Here is a 17360-nt window from a genome sequence, read left to right as displayed (position 1 = left end):
ATATTTAGAATATGAATTTAACTATAAGGAAACCTTAATATGTATCAATTAAAAGATTTCTATGCCAATATGCTTAATAAATATAGTGGGCTTGCTGGAATATTAAGTTTTTTAACAATCTTTTTAATAATACTGTTTTGTGCATGGATCATTAATAAAATTCTTAAGAAATATATAGTAACAATTGTAAATAAATTTGTAATAAAGCTTGGTCCTGATTTAGGAGAAGTATTAATAAAATATAAAGTTTTTAACAGGCTATCACATATTGGACCTGGACTACTCATTTATTTAGCTATAAACATTTGCACTAATTCTGAGCATGTCTGGACAATCAATTTAGTTAATACTATTCAGTTAATTGCACAAATATATATAACTTTAACTATAATTTTATTTTGTATATCTTTTGTAGATGCTATTTTTAATTATTTTCAAAAACTTCCTTATTTTAAGCAACATTCTTTAAAAAGCTATGCTCAAGTAATCAAAATAATACTATATTTTGTGGCTTTTATATTAATAGTTTCACAACTACTAAATAAATCTCCTATTGCTTTTTTAACAGGTTTAGGTGCTTTATCAGCAGTGTTAATGTTAGTTTTTAAAGATACAATACTAGGTTTTGTGTCAAATATTCAAGTCGCTGCTCTTGATTTAGTAAGAGTTGGTGATTGGATTACTATTCCATCTGCAAGTGTTGATGGAGATGTTATGGAAGTTTCTGTTAATACTGTAAAAATACGTAATTTTGATAAAACAATATCTACAATTCCAACATATACGCTTATTAATAATAGTGTTCAAAACTGGCGAGGAATGGTTGAAACTGGTGGACGTAGAATTAAACGTTCTGTGAATATTGATATTGATACTATTAAATTTTGTAATGAAGAAATGCTAGAAACTCTAACAAAAGAACCTCTTTTACAAGATTTTATTGCTAGTAAGAAAAATGAAAAATTAACAAATATAACTTTATTTAGAGTATATATTGAAAATTACTTGCGTAACCATCCAAAAATACATACTGGCTTAACTTTTTTAATTAGAGAGCTACAACCTAGTGAAATAGGTTTACCAGTTGAGTTATATATTTTCACAAATGATACAAACTGGGTAAATTATGAAAATATTCAGGCAAATATTTTTGATTATATATTTGCTAGTTTACATATCTTCGATTTAAAGGCTTTCCAAGCAATTACAGGAAGAATTTTTAAATAAATTTAATTTAAAAGGAAATTTTGTTTAATGCAGTTAAAATATTTTACAACTTTTATAGTATTGTTTATATTAAATACATCATTATGTTTTGCAGTAAATGTACCGATTGAGATGTTTGATTTATCTAAATATTCACAGAATGCTCATTATTATATCTCAAAATCTGAGGACGGTTATAATAAACCTTTATTAACTAAATCCCAACAAGATAAACTTCTTAAAAAATTAATCTCTCATTCAGTAGGAAAAGATTCTCCATGGTCAGAATCATTTTATAAACAATATAGGCAACAAAATAGCCTAAAAGAATGGCTTACTAATCAAATTAATAATATCAATAATAGTAAATTGCCTGATGATGAGAAAATTTATAAAGAAAACTTTAGACTTTTTACTAGCCATGAATATCAAAACATTATTAAAAATATAAATTTTGATGACATAAATAATTCAAATAAATATAACAATAATAATAAAGCTATAATTACAAGAACAACAATAGGATATTCTGCCCCTTATGATAAGCCATTATTTTTAAATTTTACACTTCCTGGACAGGGATACCCTTTTAGTAATATTAATGTTTCATCATTAAATATTGGTGAGGCTGTATATATTATCTCAACCTCAAAAGATAAAAAATGGTATTTGATCCTCAGTTCTTCTTTTTGTGCTTGGGTAAAATCAAACAGCATCTCCAAAATTTCAAGTAGTCAGGTAAAAGTTTGGAAAAGTTCTTTTATAAAAAGTAGACTTTCTATTAGACGTTTTGAGACACCAGTATTTAATCTAGATAATGAATTTATAAAAAATACATACCCTGGAACAATATTACCAGTACTAGCTAATGATAAAAATTACTATAGAGTATTGCTTCCTACTCAAACAAAAACAAATGATTTAGCTTTTATAGATGGAAAAGTAATCAAGCATGATGCTACAGAAATACCAATATTAACAACTCCTAGAAACTTCGTTAAAATAATTAGAGAGACTCAAGGTTATCCTTATGGCTGGGGTAATCAATATTTTTATAATGACTGCTCATCTGAATTAAGAGCTATATACCAAGCTTTTGGAATATGGCTACCAAGAAATTCTAAAGGTCAACTTAAAGCATACAATTTCATAAACCTTGACCAAAAAACTCCTGAAGAACGTACAAAAGTATTATTAACAAAATCACGACCATTTTTAGATTTCATATACATAAAAGGTCATGTCATGCTATATATAGGTAAAACTTCTAATCCCTATAATCCAAAACAAATAGTCCCTGCAACTTATCAGCAAGTTTGGGGATTAAAAGATAAAGATAATACTAAAAGATCTGTGATAGGTGAGTCAATTTTTTTACCATTATTGGAAAAATACCCTGAAGACCCTTCTTTAGAAAGTGAACTAAAAAAACAAATTTTTAGAGTTGTACAAATATCATAAATTAGCACTTAGGAAGTGTTACACCTTCTTGGCCTTGATATTTCCCGCCTTTATCAGCGTATGATGTCTCACACTGTTCATCTGATTGGAAAAATAACATTTGAGCAACGCCCTCATTAGCATATATTTTAGCTGGTAAAGGAGTCGTATTTGAAAATTCTAATGTTACATAACCTTCCCACTCAGGTTCAAGAGGTGTCACATTTACAATAATTCCACATCTAGCATAAGTTGACTTACCTAAACATACAACTAAAACGTCCCTAGGAATTTTAAACTTTTCAACAGTCCGCGCAAGAGCAAATGAATTAGGGGGAATAATACAAACATCACCTTTAAAATCAACAAAGTTCTTATCATCAAAATGTTTAGGATCTACTATTGAAGAGTTAATATTTGTGAAAATTTTAAATTCATCTGCACAACGGACATCATAACCGTAACTTGATGTACCATAAGAAACTATTCTCTCATTATTAGCAAGCTTAACTTGTCCAGCCTCAAAGGGTTCTATCATTGCATGGCCTTGGGACATTTTTTTTATCCATTTATCTGATTTTATAGACATTTCTTCTCTCTTAATTTTCTAATTTAACACCAATAGAGTCCAAACTACTTGCTTTAGGTAGCTTCTCAATTTCATTTAACATATTTTCTGCTACTGTCATGTAGCTTGTATTAATATTATCATCTTTGCTTAGGCTTACATAAGGTTTACCATGATCAGCATTTTCACGAATATCTTTATGCAAAGGTAAATTACCAAGAAATTCAATATTGTTCTTACCACATAGTAAGTGTGCGCCATCTTCACCAAAAATATGTTCACTATTACCGCACTTTGGACAAATATAATAGCTCATATTTTCTATAACTCCTAATGTCTTAATACTAACCTTCTCAAACATTGCTATAGCTCGTCTAGCATCTATCAAAGATAAATCTTGTGGAGTGGTTACAATTACAGCTCCTGTTACAGGCATATTTTTAGAAATTGTAAGCTGGATATCACCTGTTCCTGGTGGTAAATCTAGAAATAAATAATCTATCTCACCCCAGTTAGTATCATTTAAAAGTTGCATCAATGCTCGAGAAACTATTGGTCCTCGCCAAATAACGGCAGACTCAGAATCTATAAGATTCCCTATAGAAATCATTTTAACCCCATAACGCTCAAGAGGAATAATTTTTTTCTTATCTGTTGTTTGAGGATTTTCTTTTAAATTTAAAAGTGTTGGTTGACTTGGACCGTAAATATCTGCATCCAAGATTCCTACTTTAGCTCCCATTTTTGCGAAACCTACTGCTAAATTTGCTGTAACTGTTGACTTACCTACTCCACCTTTACCAGATGCTATTAAAATTATATTTTTAATATTTGGTAAGAGTTTTTGCCCTTTCTGGACTACCCTTTTAATTACTTTTTTCATAAAAAACTAGCTTTTAAATTTTAATTATTATAATGTTTGATTTGAATTTAATTATACTTGATTAAATATGCTTAAAAAAGATGATTTTAAAACCATTTTGCTTACTAGTATAGGTGGAATGCTAGAGTTTTATGACTTTGTTATCTTTAGCTTTTTTGCTATAACGCTAGGAGAACATTTTTTTACAGCTCAAGGTTCACAAGCATTATCTGCATTATCTGCATTTACAGTTTTTGCAGTAGGATATTTTGCTAGACCTTTGGGAGGAATATTTTTTGGTCATATAGGTGATAGATATGGACGAAAAAAATCTTTTTTATTAACCATATTTTAATGGGGGCAAGTTCAATTTTAATAGCACTACTTCCTTCTTACAAAACTATTGGAATAACAACAACTCTTTTATTTGTAATATTTCGTATAATTCAAGGAGCTGCTATAGGAGGAGAGATTCCTAGTGCTGTAGTTTTTGTTAAAGAATCATTAATAAAGCATGGTGGTATAGCGGCTATAGTTAGTTATTTCTTCAGAAAAAAAATTAATGAAACGGCTATATTTTTAAACCAAGAAAAATATCATAAAATACCGCTATTAAAACTTTTACAGACAGAAAAAAGACAGGTAATCCGTGCTATATCAGCAATTTCAATCTTAGCTATAGTAATTGGATTTTTCTCTCTTTTCTTAACTACATACTTTACTCTTAATAAAACAGCGAACAGTTCTAATTTAATATTACTAAATCTATTTATATTTTCTATAATATGTATACCAGCAGATTATTTAGTAGATAAATTTGGTGCTTATATAATACTTATAATAGGTGCTATAGGCCTATTAGTATCTGGTAGTGTCTTTTATTATGCTATAGTGAATCACTCTAGTTATTTAATGGTAGCTATACTAATTAATAGTATTTTTATGGGATTAATAGTTGGTGTAGCAACAAATTATGCAAGTATGCTATTTAGTTCTGGTGTTCGAGCTAGTGGCTTAGGGTTTAGCTATAATTATTTTTAATGGTGCTTTTCTTGCTATAGCTAGCTTTGGCATTGCTAAAGGGATTATGCTTACACCATTGTATTTAATCTTAGTGGTGATAATTATTTCTTTGCTTGTTTTAATCCTTACTAATAAATCATGCAAGAACATTTCTATATAGATCTACTAGCAATATGTTAAAATTTAGTTACTAGCTTCAAATATTATAAAAATATGGATAATTTTCTATCTGGATTAATATACGTACTAGAAGCAAACTTTATTCTATTTATTTGCCAAATTTTTACTATATTTGTAGTTTTAAAACTTATCGTAGATAAAAATGAGCTTCTAATATTATAGCTTGGCTTTTAGCAATACTATTTATTCCTTATATTGCAATACCTTTTTTCTTTATATTTCAACGTAAAGATAGACGTAGGTTTTGGCAGAAAAAAACTATAAATATAAATAGCTCATCCGCTTTTGAAAAAAATTGTTAACTAATAATTATTGTCAAGAGTTGCCTAAAAATGTTATTAACACTTTTTTGAACCTTGACTTGCCAACACTTAGTATGTACAACCATTTTGAAATATATACTGATGGTGTTAAATCTTTTGAAGCATTCATGAAAGCAATCAATTCTGCAACAAAAAGTATATATATTCAAACTTATATACTTAAAAATGATACTACTTCCAGATTAGTTATAAATGCACTAGAAAAAAAAGCTGCAGAAGGCATAGAAGTAAAAATGATGATTAATTCTCTTGGCTCATTCCACGTTTATTTACACAATAAAAAAATATTTCGAGATTTACGTATTTTAGGTGCAGAGATAGTATTTTTTATGCCAATACTTACGAACCCTTTACGTAATTATATTAATTATAGAAATCATCGTAAAATTTTTATCTTTGATAACAGTTTAGTTATAGTTTCTGGAATAAGTGTGTATTTATTCAACTTCGATGAAATGTTATAAACTGTCCCTGTTATTCAATACCACTTTATAAAATATTTTTATTCCTTGCTTTTATGCAGCATCTAAAATACCAGAATATACTTCATCATGAGTCATATATCCAATACTAGAATGTAGTCTTTCATTGTTGTAAATATCAATATATTCTTTGATACCTACTTTAGCCTCTTTCATAGTTATATATGATGCCGGATAAACATTTTCATATTTCAGTGTTCTCCAAAATCTCTCAATTGCAATATTATCTATAGATCTTCCTTTAGCATCCATAGATATATTTATTTTATTATCAGATATTATTTTAATATGCTCTTTTGCTGTATATTGAGTTCCTTGATCAGAGTTAAAGATATCAGGTTTACCATATTTAAATAACGCTTCTTTTAACACACTAGTTGTTAGATGTGTATCCATAGTATTAGAAATCTTCCAAGCTAGTATTTTCTTGCTATGCCAATCTATTATGGCTGCTAAATATGCATACCCACATTCTAGTCTAATATACGTGATATCAGCACTCCATACCTTATTAGCTTTATCTATAACAACCTGATTCGTCTCATTTTTAAATACATTAAGTAAGTATGGATATTTCTTGTGTTGCTTATTAATGACAGTTGTCTTTTTTTTAGGATACAATGCCTTAATACCCATGAATTCCATAGCACTTTTGATTAGCTTTCTTCCAACTAGAAATCCTAATCTATTTAGCAACTTTACTAGCCTTCTCGTACCATAATATGGATGTTTAGTATGTATCAAATCTATTGCATTTAATAGTTTAATATCATCATTACTACTAAATTTTGATATTGGTGTATAATAGTACACACTCTTAGATACAGATAATAGTTTAAGCTGATTATTTAAAGATAATTCTAGCTTAGTATCTACAGAGTTTACTCTATCATTTGATGATACCAAGCTTTTTAGCTTTCCCATTAAAAAATCCCTCTCTACTATTACCTCGATTAGTTCTTTACTTGTTGCATCTTTATCTTTTCTAAGCTCATCTATTTCCTGCTTATACTCCTTAACAACAGAGCTTTTATCAAATGCTAAGCAAGCATTAGATAAAAATTGCTGCTTCCAATTATGCACGTTTTTAGGAAGTAAATCATACTTACTTGCTATCTCATTAACTGTCATATCGCCTTCTAGCAATTCTATAATTACTTTAGCTTTAAAATCAGCTGTATACGTTACTCTTTTTTTACTCATTTATCTATTTCCTAATTTATCTAGTTAAGTTTAACATCTAGGAATAAAAATCTTTCTAAAATCAGTAGCTTTTTCTGGGGACATTATATATGAGATAGGCTTTTATTTTTCTTGCCATAATTTATAAAAAAATAATAAACATTCTATATCTTCTTAGAATTTTATATAGTTATAAATTATTAGAATTGCTAATTGTTTTTTGAGATTAGCTGAATATCTTTTTTAATAATCTCTTCAATTACTTCATCATTTAAGGTATGATCCAGATTCTTAATTAGGTTCACTTTACCCCAAGTACTCTCAAAAAACTTATTATCAACAATAGTATCGTTTTCTGTAAGAGTAACTCTAATATTTTCATTGAATTTACCTAGATTACCATTCATAAGTAATAGAAAATATGCTCCAAGCATCTTTTTAAGTCTAGCTTTTCTGAGCACACGCATTGTTTTATGATGAATAAAAAATGGCGTAATTAAATGTAACTTTTCATACAACTCTTCATCTATCAATGATGATATTCCTGCAGACATAGAGATCGCATAAACCAAGTCATAGTTCTTACAACTTATTTTATACTTATTTATAATTCGCTTTAGCTTTCTTTTGACAAAGACTGGACGTCCTAAAGCTACAGTAGTCACCTTAACTTTTATACCATTAACATCGACATGTACAACAGAGTCACCTTTACTATAATAACCTCTAATTATAATAATATTTAATATATCTTTTACATTCACGGTATTATTCATTAAGCTTTTTCAATAAGTTCTATTTGATAACCATCCGGATCCTTTATAAAGGCTATAATCTGAGTTCCTCCTTTTAAAGGACCAGCTTCACGAGTCACAATACCTCCTTTCGCTTTAACAGCATCACAAGCTTTACAGACATCTTCTACTTGCATACATAAATGTCCAAAAGCATTACCTTGATCATATTTATGATCACCCCAGTTATATGTTAGCTCTAAAACTGTATCACTAGTAATATCACCATAGCCTAGAAACACTAGAGTATATTTATACTCAGAATTATCCATTTTCTTTTGTACATTCATACCTAGTATATTCGTATAAAAATCTACAGATTTATCTAAATCCTTAACTCTTAACATTACATGAGCAAAGCGCATGCTGTCACCCCCAAATATAAATTTGTCATTAATAAATACTTTTGTTATATTATAGCAGATTTTAGATCCCCTGTTCGTAACTATCCAGGGTAAACAAAACTAAAGGTAAAAACAAATGGGCAATTTTGATATTTTAATCTTATTTACATTTATAGATTTCTTTATATTATTTCTATCTTATAAACTCTTTGGCAAAAAAGGACTGTATATATTTATTGTTATCAGCGTTATAGCAGCAAATATACAGGTTAATAAAGGCATTGGGTATGATATCGCTGGATTTCATATAATTGCAACCCTAGGCAATGTAATGTTTGGTGGTATTTTCACTGCTAATGACTTACTTAATGAAAAATATGGTAAGCAAGAAGCTAGAAAAGCAGTACTCAAATCAATATTTTTTGGTTTATCATTTGTACTTTTAATGTTTATAGCAACCCTATTTAATGCTATTAACGACTCTTTTTACAAAGAAACAAATCAAGCCTTTAATTTATTTTTCTCAATTAATGGTGGTGCATTAAAGGCTGTAATAATTAGCAATTGTGTTTACTTAATATCCCAACTTTTTGATGTACTTATTTATTCAAAAATAAAGAGCTATAGTTCAGATATAAAGTGGTTATGGCTTCGCAACACAGGTTCAACCTTAATCTCTCAAATACTTGATACAACTCTTATAACATATGGATTTGCCTTGGCTGGAATTTTACCTATAAAAAATGCTTTCGAAATAATTATTTCAACATTAATTATAAAATACATAATAGCTCTTATAAATGCTCCTTTATTTTATATTTTAGCTTTTACAAAACCTAAAGAATCATAAGTATTAAAATTACAACAATAACTATTAGATAAACCCAATCCTGTATTTTATTAGAAACTATACGTGATAGTTTGACACCAATTGATACACCTATAAAAGAACCAATTAGATTACTAATAGCTACAGGTAAATAAATATAACCTAAACAATAACTAGGTAAATTTGAATCACCATAACCAACTATAATATATGAAATTGCTCCAAAAAGTGCTAAAAAAGGTATTAAAACCGACGAAATTGCTGCTGCTGATGTAAGTTTATAGTTACGCTCTCTCAAGAAAGGGACAATAATTATGCCTCCTCCAATACCTAATACAACCGAAACAAAACCTGTTATCAAACCATAAATATACAATAGTTTAGATGATGGCTTATTTTCACTACGATTGCTTTCACTAACTTTAGATTTTAGGTTACTTAACATTTTTAATATCAATTTAATAATTGAATATATCAAAAATATAATAAATAAAATCTTTAATAAAACACTAGAAAGATAACTAGCAATAGCAGCACCTAAAATAGTTCCTATGATTAGTCCTAACTTTAATTTTAGAGCAACATTCCAAATTATATTATTTGCTTTATGATGGACATATGTTGTTTTTAATGAAGTAAATAGCATGACGAATAAAGAAGTTGCAACAGCAATATGCATAGAGTTAGATGTAAATATTGGTTCGTAAACAGAAATATACATTGCAACAGCTGGGACTAATATAATACCCCCACCAAAACCAAATAATACTGATAAAATACCTGCCAAAACACCTACAATAACAAAACAAAAAATAACAGAAATCATTATACTTAAATCAACCTTAATTTAGTTAAACCATAGAAAACCCCATCATGGTAATTCGCCTTAGTTATTAAATTAGCTTTCTCTTTTAACCTATCAGAAGCATTTTCCATAGCTACTGCCACATCAACCTTATCAAACATTTCTAAATCATTATTACCATCACCAAATGCGTACGTCTCATACTCATCTAAACTAAGGTTTTCAATAATTTTATTTATACCATCAGCTTTTGTGTGCCCAGCTAAATAACAATCAACATAACCATTTTCATTATGTGGAGCTATGACATAATTATCCCCTAAAGTATGCTGTAATGCAACAGTATCAACATTTTTTCCTAAAACTAAAGCATTATAAATTGTTACATTATATAAATTATGGGTTAAAACAATCTTATCTTTGTTGACAATTACATTATTATAGAAATAACTAAGGTCTTCTGACTCTAAATTATTTACATAAGCAAATTCACCTTCAAAGAGCCAATCATGATTATGTTTCTCACAAAACTTTAAAACACTATCTATAGCACTCTGAGGAAAAAGTTTCTCATAAACTAGTTTATTAGCTATGCTTACAACAGAGCCATTTGCTGTAATAAAACCATCCATAGGTAAATCCAACACCGCTTCAGGAATAAACCCCTGAGTACGTCCAGTAGCTATAAATGTTTTATAACCTTTCTCCCTTAAAGCTTTTATAGCTTGAATATTTTTATCAGAAACAAAAAGTTTACCTTTTTTCTCATGCACTAAAGTTCCATCAATATCAAAAAAGAACGCTTTTTTTTTCATTATACTTCCTTAATAAATAAACATTGCATCACCATAACTAAAAAACCTATATTTTTTAATTATCGCATGCTCATATGCTTTCATAATTTTTTGTTTATCTGCAAATGCACTGACTAACATAATCAAGGTTGATTTTGGTAAATGAAAGTTTGTAACCATAGCATCCACTATATTAAACTTTTTACCCGGATATAGAAAAATATCCGTCTCCCCTTGATAAGACTTAATTTTCCCATTTTGCCCAGCCGTCTCAAGCGAGCGTACAGAAGTTGTGCCTATAGCTATCACTCTACCACCATTTACTTTTGTTTGGCGAACTTTCTCACAAACATCTTCTGGCACGGATATAACTTCTGAATGCATTTTATGATTATTAACATCATCAACTTGAACAGGCTTAAAAGTTCCAGAACCTACATGTAGAGTAACATAAGCTATATCAACACCTTTATCTTTTATTTGTTGCATCAACTCTTCTGAGAAATGCAAACCTGCAGTTGGGGCGGCAACAGAGCCAAGATCTTTAGCATAGACAGTCTGATATCTCTCAGCATCAAACTCTTCATCTTCACGTTTCATATATGGAGGCAATGGGATATGTCCAAACTCATTCATTAGCCTATAAATATCTTTATTACCTACTAACTCAAGCAGATACATTCCACCATCTTTTTCTAGTACTTTTGCTAAAGTATCTTGTACATATATTTCACTACCAATAGCCGGTGAGCGATTTGCTTTTATATGAGTTTCAAAAACTTTAGGAGATTTTATCTTCTCTATCAAATATTCTAATTTTGCACCTGTAGCTTTCTTCCCATACAAACGAGCTAACATCACTCTACTATTGTTAAAAATAAGTAAATCTTTTGATGTAATGAAATCAAGAAAATCAGTAAATTTATGATCTGCTATTTGGCCTGTTTGCTTATTTAACTTTAACAATTTACTAGCATCTCTATTTTCTAGAGGATAACTAGCAATCAATTCTTCTAATAATTTATAATCAAAATCATCTGTTTTCATATTATGAAAAATAATATCTTTAATAAAGTAGCTACATATTAATATAATGTCCCCAGAAAAAGCTACTGATTTTAGAAAGATTTTTATTCCTAGATGTTTATCTTAACTAGATAAATTAGGAAATAGATAAATGAGTAAAAAAAGAGTAACGTATACAGCTGATTTTAAAGCTAAAGTAATTATAGAATTGCTAGAAGGCGATATGACAGTTAATGAGATAGCAAGTAAGTATGATTTACTTTCTAAAAACGTGCATAATTGGAAGCAGCAATTTTTATCTAATGCTTGCTTAGCATTTGATAAAAGCTCTATTGTTAAGGAGTATAAGCAGGAAATAGATGAGCTTAGAAAAGATAAAGATGCAACAAGTAAAAAACTAGTCGAGGTAATAGTAGAGAGGGATTTTTTAATGGGAAAGCTAAAAAGCTTGGTATCATCAAATGATAGAGTAAACTCTGTAGATACTAAGCTAGAATTATCTTTAAATAATCAGCTTAAACTATTATCTGTATCTAAGAGTGTGTACTATTATACACCAATATCAAAATTTAGTAGTAATGATGATATTAAACTATTAAATGCAATAGATTTGATACATACTAAACATCCATATTATGGTACGAGAAGGCTAGTAAAGTTGCTAAATAGATTAGGATTTCTAGTTGGAAGGAAGCTAATCAAAAGTGCTATGGAATTCATGGGTATTAAGGCATTGTATCCTAAAAAAAAGACAACTGTCATTAATAAGCAAGACAAGAAATATCCATACTTACTTAATGTATTTAAAAATGAGACGAATCAGGTTGTTATAGATAAAGCTAATAAGGTATGGAGTGCTGATATCACGTATATTAGACTAGAATGTGGGTATGCATATTTAGTAGCCATAATAGATTGGCATAGCAAGAAAATACTAGCTTGGAAGATTTCTAATACTATGGATACACATCTAACAACTAGTGTGTTAAAAGAAGCGTTATTTAAATATGGTAAACCTGATATCTTTAACTCTGATCAAGGAACTCAATATACAGCAAAAGAGCATATTAAAATATTATCTGATAATAAAATAAATAAATCTATGGATGCTAAAGGAAGATCTATAGATAATATTGCAATTGAGAGATTTTGGAGAACACTGAAATATGAAAATGTTTATCCGGCATCATATATAACTATGAAAGAGGCTAAAGTAGGTATCAAAGAATATATTGATATTTACAACAATGAAAGACTACATTCTAGTATTGGATATATGACTCCTGATGAAGTATATTCTGGTATTTTAGATGCTGCATAAAAGCAAGGAATAAAAATATTTTATAAAGTGGTATTGAATAACAGGGACAGTTTATAACATTTCATCGAAGTTGAATAAATATACACTTATTCCAGAAACTATAACTAAAGCCTAAAAAATAATAATAATTTTCTATCTTCTTAGCATTTCTTCTAAATACTCAAAATGTTAGTATAATTAGACCGCAGCTAATTTAATAACTAAAGCAGTGATAAAAAAAATATTTATAGTAGCCATTTCTTTATTTATTGTACTTTCAATTTCCTTTGCTTCTAATCATATAAATAATGGATATATACCAAAAAATCAAACTATAAACATTGATAGTATTATAGGTTCTCCCCCTACTACGGATTCATTAGCTTTTTCAAGCGATAAGGCTATATCTGAAACAGTATTTAGCCAGAATAAAAATACTGATAGTTATAAAACAACGATCCATGATGCTTCAACTGATAAAGACATACATATTGCTGATTTCAGTAAAATTTTTGGTCAAGAAATTAGCAAAGATAAAACTCCAGCAATATATAGGTTGCTAAGAAAATCAACCACTGATGTATCTAACATAAAACAATCAGTTAAAGAAAAATATAAAAGAGTAAGACCTTTTGTATTTTTTAATAGAAAACCTTGTGATTCTAATGAAGATCCAACAAGTTACTCATATCCTTCTGGTCACTCTTCTAGAGCATGGACTTATGCCATGATACTATCAGAGCTTAAGCCGCAAGTTGCTGAGCAGCTCTTTGCCTTAGCAAATAGAAAATCTAAAAGTAGAGTTAATTGTGGTGCGCATTGGGAGAGTGATGTTAAAGCAGCAAGAACAGTAGCCCTTATAAATTTCGCTGTTTTAAATGGAAATGAAAAATTTTTAGAAGATCTAAAGAAAGCAAAAAAAGAGATTGATCAGTAGAATCTATTTTACAAAGCTTGCTTAACTATCAAACTTTTAACGATACTATTTTTATCAACAAACTCAAACACAATCCTACGAGCTTTTTTAATATAATCATTTTCGCTGGCAAAGACTTCTTTAAAGCCTTTCATTAGAGCTATCATTTTTTTATTATCAAGTCTTCTTTCGCGCTGGTACTTATCAAGAGTTGAAATATGACCAATTAAACGCCCTTTTGCAAAAGCTCCACTTATAATTTTAGTAAGAGCTATTACATCTTTAAAGCCAATGTTCACGCCTTGTCCAGCTAAAGGATGGATAGTATGAGCAGCATCACCAACTAGCACAACATTATCTTGAATATAGGATTTTGCATGACGCTGAATTAGTTCAAAGCTAAATCTTTTTGATAAAAGTTTTACATTTCCAAGAGTATTATCAATTGCTTTTGTTAGCTCTTGCTCAAACCTATCATCAGCTAAGCTCATCAAAAAATTAGCATAATCAGTTTTTACAGACCAAACTATAGATGCTTTATTGGTATTTTCTAATGGTAAAAATGCTAATACGCCCTTATCATAAAATCTCTGATATGCCGTCTGTTGATGTTCTTTCTCAAGCTCAAGTGTAGCAACTATAGCTGTATGTTTGTATGATTTAACTTTAGTTTCAAAATTGAAATAATCACGAATAAAAGAGTTAGCACCATCAGCACCAACTATTAAGCTAGCTTCAACAAGCTTATCAGCTAAGACAATTTTCTCAGTATTGCCATTTTTTTGAATTTTTTCAATTTTTTGATTAGCAAAAATCTCAATACTAGTATCATTAATCCTTTCAATTAGAGCTTGAGTTATTACATCATTTTCAACAATACATCCCAAACTATACTCAGCTATTTCCTCTGCTGTAATATTAATGCTCTCACTAATTAAATCATCCCATACCTGCATTTGATAATACGGTGATATACGATTATTTCTAATCTTACTCCAAACACCTAGTTCTTGTAATAACCTCTTTGAAGTATGGTTAATTGCACTGACTCTTGTTTCTACTCTATTTGTTGAACCTAAAGGCTTTTGATTAATATCTCTCACTTCAATAATAGTAACTTGTAAGCCATTTTGGTGTAATGCTAAAGCTAAGCTAAGCCCAACCATACCACCACCAACAATCACAACATCTTTTTGAATAGTTTTAATGCTCATCTTCAATCACATTCCTCATCAAAGTTGAACTCTTTGTAAGTTTTCCCATCATTATTCTTGATAAAGCTTTCTTTACTAATTTACTTCTTTGTAACAGATGTAACCCTACATTCCTACTCGTAACCAGCTTACGATCATTTGAGACAAACCATTTCACAAAACCATGTGTTATATTAATTGTTCTATCATGATCAGGCTTTCTAACTTTCTCGAACTCGGCTAAAACACGACTAACAGAATCTGGAGAAAAATTACTTTTAGCAATTAAATCATGCAAAAATCCGATATCTCTAATACTTAGATTCATACCTTGACCAGATACTGGATGTAAGAAATGTAATGCATTGCCAAAAAACAATACATTATTTTTATATACCTCATTTGATTGAATAAGATATAAAGAGAAAACTATAGGTTTTGTAGCGACTTTAATTTGTCCTAATCTATAGCCAAATCTATCTTGAACTAGCTCTTGAAACTCTTTTTCATCTAGATCTAGTTTTGCTTTTGAATCTTCTCGATCAACAGTCAAAACACACCCCATAGTAGTTCTTGACTTAGGAAGCATCGCAAGTACTCCATCAGTCATAAACCTTTCAAAAGCAGTATTTTCATTATCTAAATCAGTTTGAGCATCAAAGACAATCGCATCTTGTTTATAATCACTGATTTGAGCATCTACATTGAGCATTTTACGCATACTTGAGTTTGCACCATCACAAGCGATAATTAGCTTTGCTTTTATAGTTCTTTTTCTGCTTTGTTGCTTGACAACTAGAGAGTATTTCTCATTTTCTTTTTGTAAATCGATAACATTTGTTTCAAAAGATTTTATAATATTAGAATTAGCTGATACCTCCTGTAATGCTATAGCCAAAAGCTCTTGCATCGGAGCAATAGCCCCTAAAAATGGTAAATTCTCATCTTTGGAAAAAATCTCAGCTCTTCCATACCTACCTTTATCTGAAATATGAACTTTTTTAATGGCCTGTGTAGTGCTCGCAACCTTATCCCACAAACCAAGAGTATTTAAAAATGCTATTGATGAATAAGATACTGCAATACTTCTATTATCATTTTTAACCTGTAGCTGATCTTTTTCGATATGGATAATCTTACAACCAGTTTTTGCAAGTGCTAGGGACGCTAGTAAACCTACTATACCTCCACCGACTATTGCAATATCGTATTTAGTATTCATTTTAAATCTCAAACTTTTTCGCTATCGATAAGTAGGACAGCAACTTTTGTATACTCAAGTAATTCCATAAAATCATCTTCACAACTTTCATCTTGCTCTAAGGAATCATAATCCATATATGATATTTGCATTAGATCATGTATAGCTTCTTTGACTTCTTTAGCTTTTGAGTTCTCAAAATCTAAACCAAATAAACCAACTCCAGATAAGAAGCCTTTTATCCAGTAAGTAAGAGCCTCTGCTCTATAGCTTAATAACTCATTGTCTTCAGGAATGAATAAATCAAAACTTAAACCCTTCTCATCAAACTGAGATTTAGTATAGTCATATAACTTTTTCATAGTTTTTAATGCTGAAGCTGAAACCAAGTCTCCCTCTTCAATAGTTTTTGTCATCAAAGAGTCAGACCATGCAGTAAATTTAACCTCTGCTCCAAAACTAAACAATGCACAAAGCAAACCATGAGCCTCAGAAGCTGAGCTCAAAGCCTGCATTACTTTTAAGGCCTCTTTAACATCTTCAAAATTAGGTTTTTCATTTTTCATAGAAATTTGTTTTTTTAATATTATGTATTGTTAATTATTTTACTTTATCTAAATAATTAGTTATAGGTATTTTTTGTCAGATTAGCCAAAGAAATTATAAATTATTCTAAATTGATCGAATAGATCAGCAAAATCAATATTGATTCACAGCAAGATTTCATGATAGGGTATATCTGTATATAAGAAACTTATTTAGAACATCAAAAACCCTATATACTAAATAGTATTAGTCGAAGACAGAACATCATGAGTTTACGCGTGGATGAATGAACTTTCCTAATCTTGCATTACAATTTTTGTAGTGGCTTTGCCGGCATAAGTACCAC

18 protein-coding genes and 1 pseudogene are annotated in these 17360 nt (G+C 29.5%); 8 read left to right on the top strand and 11 right to left on the bottom strand.

The features are described 5' to 3' along the window. The first annotated feature begins 39 nt into the window (after positions 1-39). Together CDV26_RS05275 and CDV26_RS05270 are read left to right on the top strand one after the other, a co-directional pair. Entirely contained in the window at positions 40-1227 is a 1188-nt protein-coding gene (locus CDV26_RS05275; protein ID WP_088772393.1) for a mechanosensitive ion channel family protein, read from the top strand. Positions 1228-1254: 27 nt separating this feature from the next. Next, on the top strand, positions 1255-2667 hold the full coding sequence (locus tag CDV26_RS05270; RefSeq protein ID WP_088772392.1) for an SH3 domain-containing protein: 1413 nt from the start codon (positions 1255-1257) through the stop codon (positions 2665-2667). A 1-nt stretch (position 2668) separates the two neighbouring features. On the opposite strand, the gene dcd is transcribed toward CDV26_RS05270, so the two are convergent. Both dcd and CDV26_RS05260 read right to left on the bottom strand, forming a co-directional pair. Next, a complete protein-coding gene (gene dcd / locus CDV26_RS05265; protein WP_088772391.1) occupies positions 2669-3235 on the bottom strand; it encodes a dCTP deaminase in 567 nt (188 codons plus the stop codon). Positions 3236-3245: 10 nt separating this feature from the next. Continuing rightward, the gene (locus CDV26_RS05260; protein WP_088771659.1) at positions 3246-4097 is read right to left on the bottom strand and encodes an Mrp/NBP35 family ATP-binding protein; all 852 of its coding nucleotides are present in this window, start codon (positions 4095-4097) and stop codon (positions 3246-3248) included. Positions 4098-4164: 67 nt separating this feature from the next. Between CDV26_RS05260 and CDV26_RS13025 the strand changes: the two genes are divergently transcribed. The 3 genes and pseudogenes from CDV26_RS13025 to CDV26_RS05250 form a co-directional block, all read left to right on the top strand. Next, a complete protein-coding gene (locus tag CDV26_RS13025; protein ID WP_245806519.1) occupies positions 4165-4431 on the top strand; it encodes an MFS transporter in 267 nt (88 codons plus the stop codon). Beyond that, on the top strand, positions 4431-5117 hold the full coding sequence (locus tag CDV26_RS13020) for an MFS transporter (RefSeq protein WP_245806518.1): 687 nt from the start codon (positions 4431-4433) through the stop codon (positions 5115-5117). Before CDV26_RS13025 ends, CDV26_RS13020 begins: the two co-directional genes overlap by 1 nt. 195 nt (positions 5118-5312) lie before the next feature. Next, a pseudogene (locus CDV26_RS05250) lies at positions 5313-6036 on the top strand (phospholipase D-like domain-containing protein); the annotation flags it as partial. Positions 6037-6117: 81 nt separating this feature from the next. Here the strand turns inward: CDV26_RS05250 and CDV26_RS05245 are convergent. The 3 genes from CDV26_RS05245 to gloA all read right to left on the bottom strand — a co-directional run bounded on the left by CDV26_RS05245 (position 6118) and on the right by gloA (position 8425). Further along, the gene (locus tag CDV26_RS05245; RefSeq protein ID WP_088772390.1) at positions 6118-7287 is read right to left on the bottom strand and encodes an IS3 family transposase; all 1170 of its coding nucleotides are present in this window, start codon (positions 7285-7287) and stop codon (positions 6118-6120) included. Between the two features lie 188 nt (positions 7288-7475). After that, the gene (locus tag CDV26_RS05240) at positions 7476-8030 is read right to left on the bottom strand and encodes a hypothetical protein (RefSeq protein WP_088773456.1); all 555 of its coding nucleotides are present in this window, start codon (positions 8028-8030) and stop codon (positions 7476-7478) included. A gap of 11 nt (positions 8031-8041) precedes the next feature. Further along, complete coding sequence (gloA, locus tag CDV26_RS05235) at positions 8042-8425, bottom strand: lactoylglutathione lyase (protein WP_088772389.1); 384 nt, start codon at positions 8423-8425, stop codon at positions 8042-8044. 115 nt (positions 8426-8540) lie between these two features. Between gloA and CDV26_RS05230 the strand changes: the two genes are divergently transcribed. Next, on the top strand, positions 8541-9254 hold the full coding sequence (locus CDV26_RS05230) for a queuosine precursor transporter (RefSeq protein WP_088772388.1): 714 nt from the start codon (positions 8541-8543) through the stop codon (positions 9252-9254). On the opposite strand, the gene CDV26_RS05225 is transcribed toward CDV26_RS05230, so the two are convergent. Genes CDV26_RS05225 through queA form a run of 3 tightly spaced genes read right to left on the bottom strand, consistent with a single transcriptional unit; the run spans position 9241 to position 11879 of the window. Beyond that, positions 9241-10059 (bottom strand): sulfite exporter TauE/SafE family protein, encoded by an 819-nt coding sequence (locus tag CDV26_RS05225; protein WP_088772387.1) that lies wholly within the window; start codon positions 10057-10059, stop codon positions 9241-9243. The genes CDV26_RS05230 and CDV26_RS05225 overlap by 14 nt on opposite strands. A 5-nt stretch (positions 10060-10064) precedes the next feature. After that, positions 10065-10853: a Cof-type HAD-IIB family hydrolase gene (locus tag CDV26_RS05220; RefSeq protein WP_088772386.1), complete on the bottom strand. Its 789-nt coding sequence runs from the start codon at positions 10851-10853 to the stop codon at positions 10065-10067. Positions 10854-10862: 9 nt separating this feature from the next. Then, positions 10863-11879 carry a tRNA preQ1(34) S-adenosylmethionine ribosyltransferase-isomerase QueA gene (gene queA, locus CDV26_RS05215; RefSeq protein WP_088772385.1) on the bottom strand — a complete coding sequence of 339 codons (1017 nt, stop codon included), beginning with the start codon at positions 11877-11879 and terminating at the stop codon, positions 10863-10865. Between the two features lie 130 nt (positions 11880-12009). On the opposite strand from queA, the gene CDV26_RS05210 reads away from it, so the two are divergent. Then, positions 12010-13179 carry an IS3 family transposase gene (locus tag CDV26_RS05210; RefSeq protein WP_088772384.1) on the top strand — a complete coding sequence of 390 codons (1170 nt, stop codon included), beginning with the start codon at positions 12010-12012 and terminating at the stop codon, positions 13177-13179. 208 nt (positions 13180-13387) lie between these two features. Next, a complete protein-coding gene (locus CDV26_RS05205) occupies positions 13388-14095 on the top strand; it encodes an acid phosphatase (protein ID WP_245806517.1) in 708 nt (235 codons plus the stop codon). A gap of 8 nt (positions 14096-14103) precedes the next feature. On the opposite strand, the gene CDV26_RS05200 is transcribed toward CDV26_RS05205, so the two are convergent. From CDV26_RS05200 to CDV26_RS05190, 3 genes are read right to left on the bottom strand one after another with little or no spacing between them, the layout of a single operon-like run. Continuing rightward, positions 14104-15288, bottom strand: coding sequence for an FAD-dependent oxidoreductase (locus CDV26_RS05200; protein ID WP_088772383.1), 1185 nt, complete (start codon positions 15286-15288; stop codon positions 14104-14106). Then, on the bottom strand, positions 15278-16489 hold the full coding sequence (locus CDV26_RS05195; RefSeq protein ID WP_088772382.1) for an FAD-dependent monooxygenase: 1212 nt from the start codon (positions 16487-16489) through the stop codon (positions 15278-15280). Before CDV26_RS05195 ends, CDV26_RS05200 begins: the two co-directional genes overlap by 11 nt. An 8-nt stretch (positions 16490-16497) precedes the next feature. Beyond that, positions 16498-17034, bottom strand: coding sequence for a UPF0149 family protein (locus CDV26_RS05190; RefSeq protein ID WP_088772381.1), 537 nt, complete (start codon positions 17032-17034; stop codon positions 16498-16500). Positions 17035-17360: the final 326 nt, after the last annotated feature.

Origin of the sequence: Francisella halioticida, from assembly GCF_002211785.1 — a bacterium.
Taxonomy (GTDB): domain Bacteria; phylum Pseudomonadota; class Gammaproteobacteria; order Francisellales; family Francisellaceae; genus Francisella; species Francisella halioticida.
This window is presented reverse-complemented; position numbering and strand designations above follow the sequence as displayed.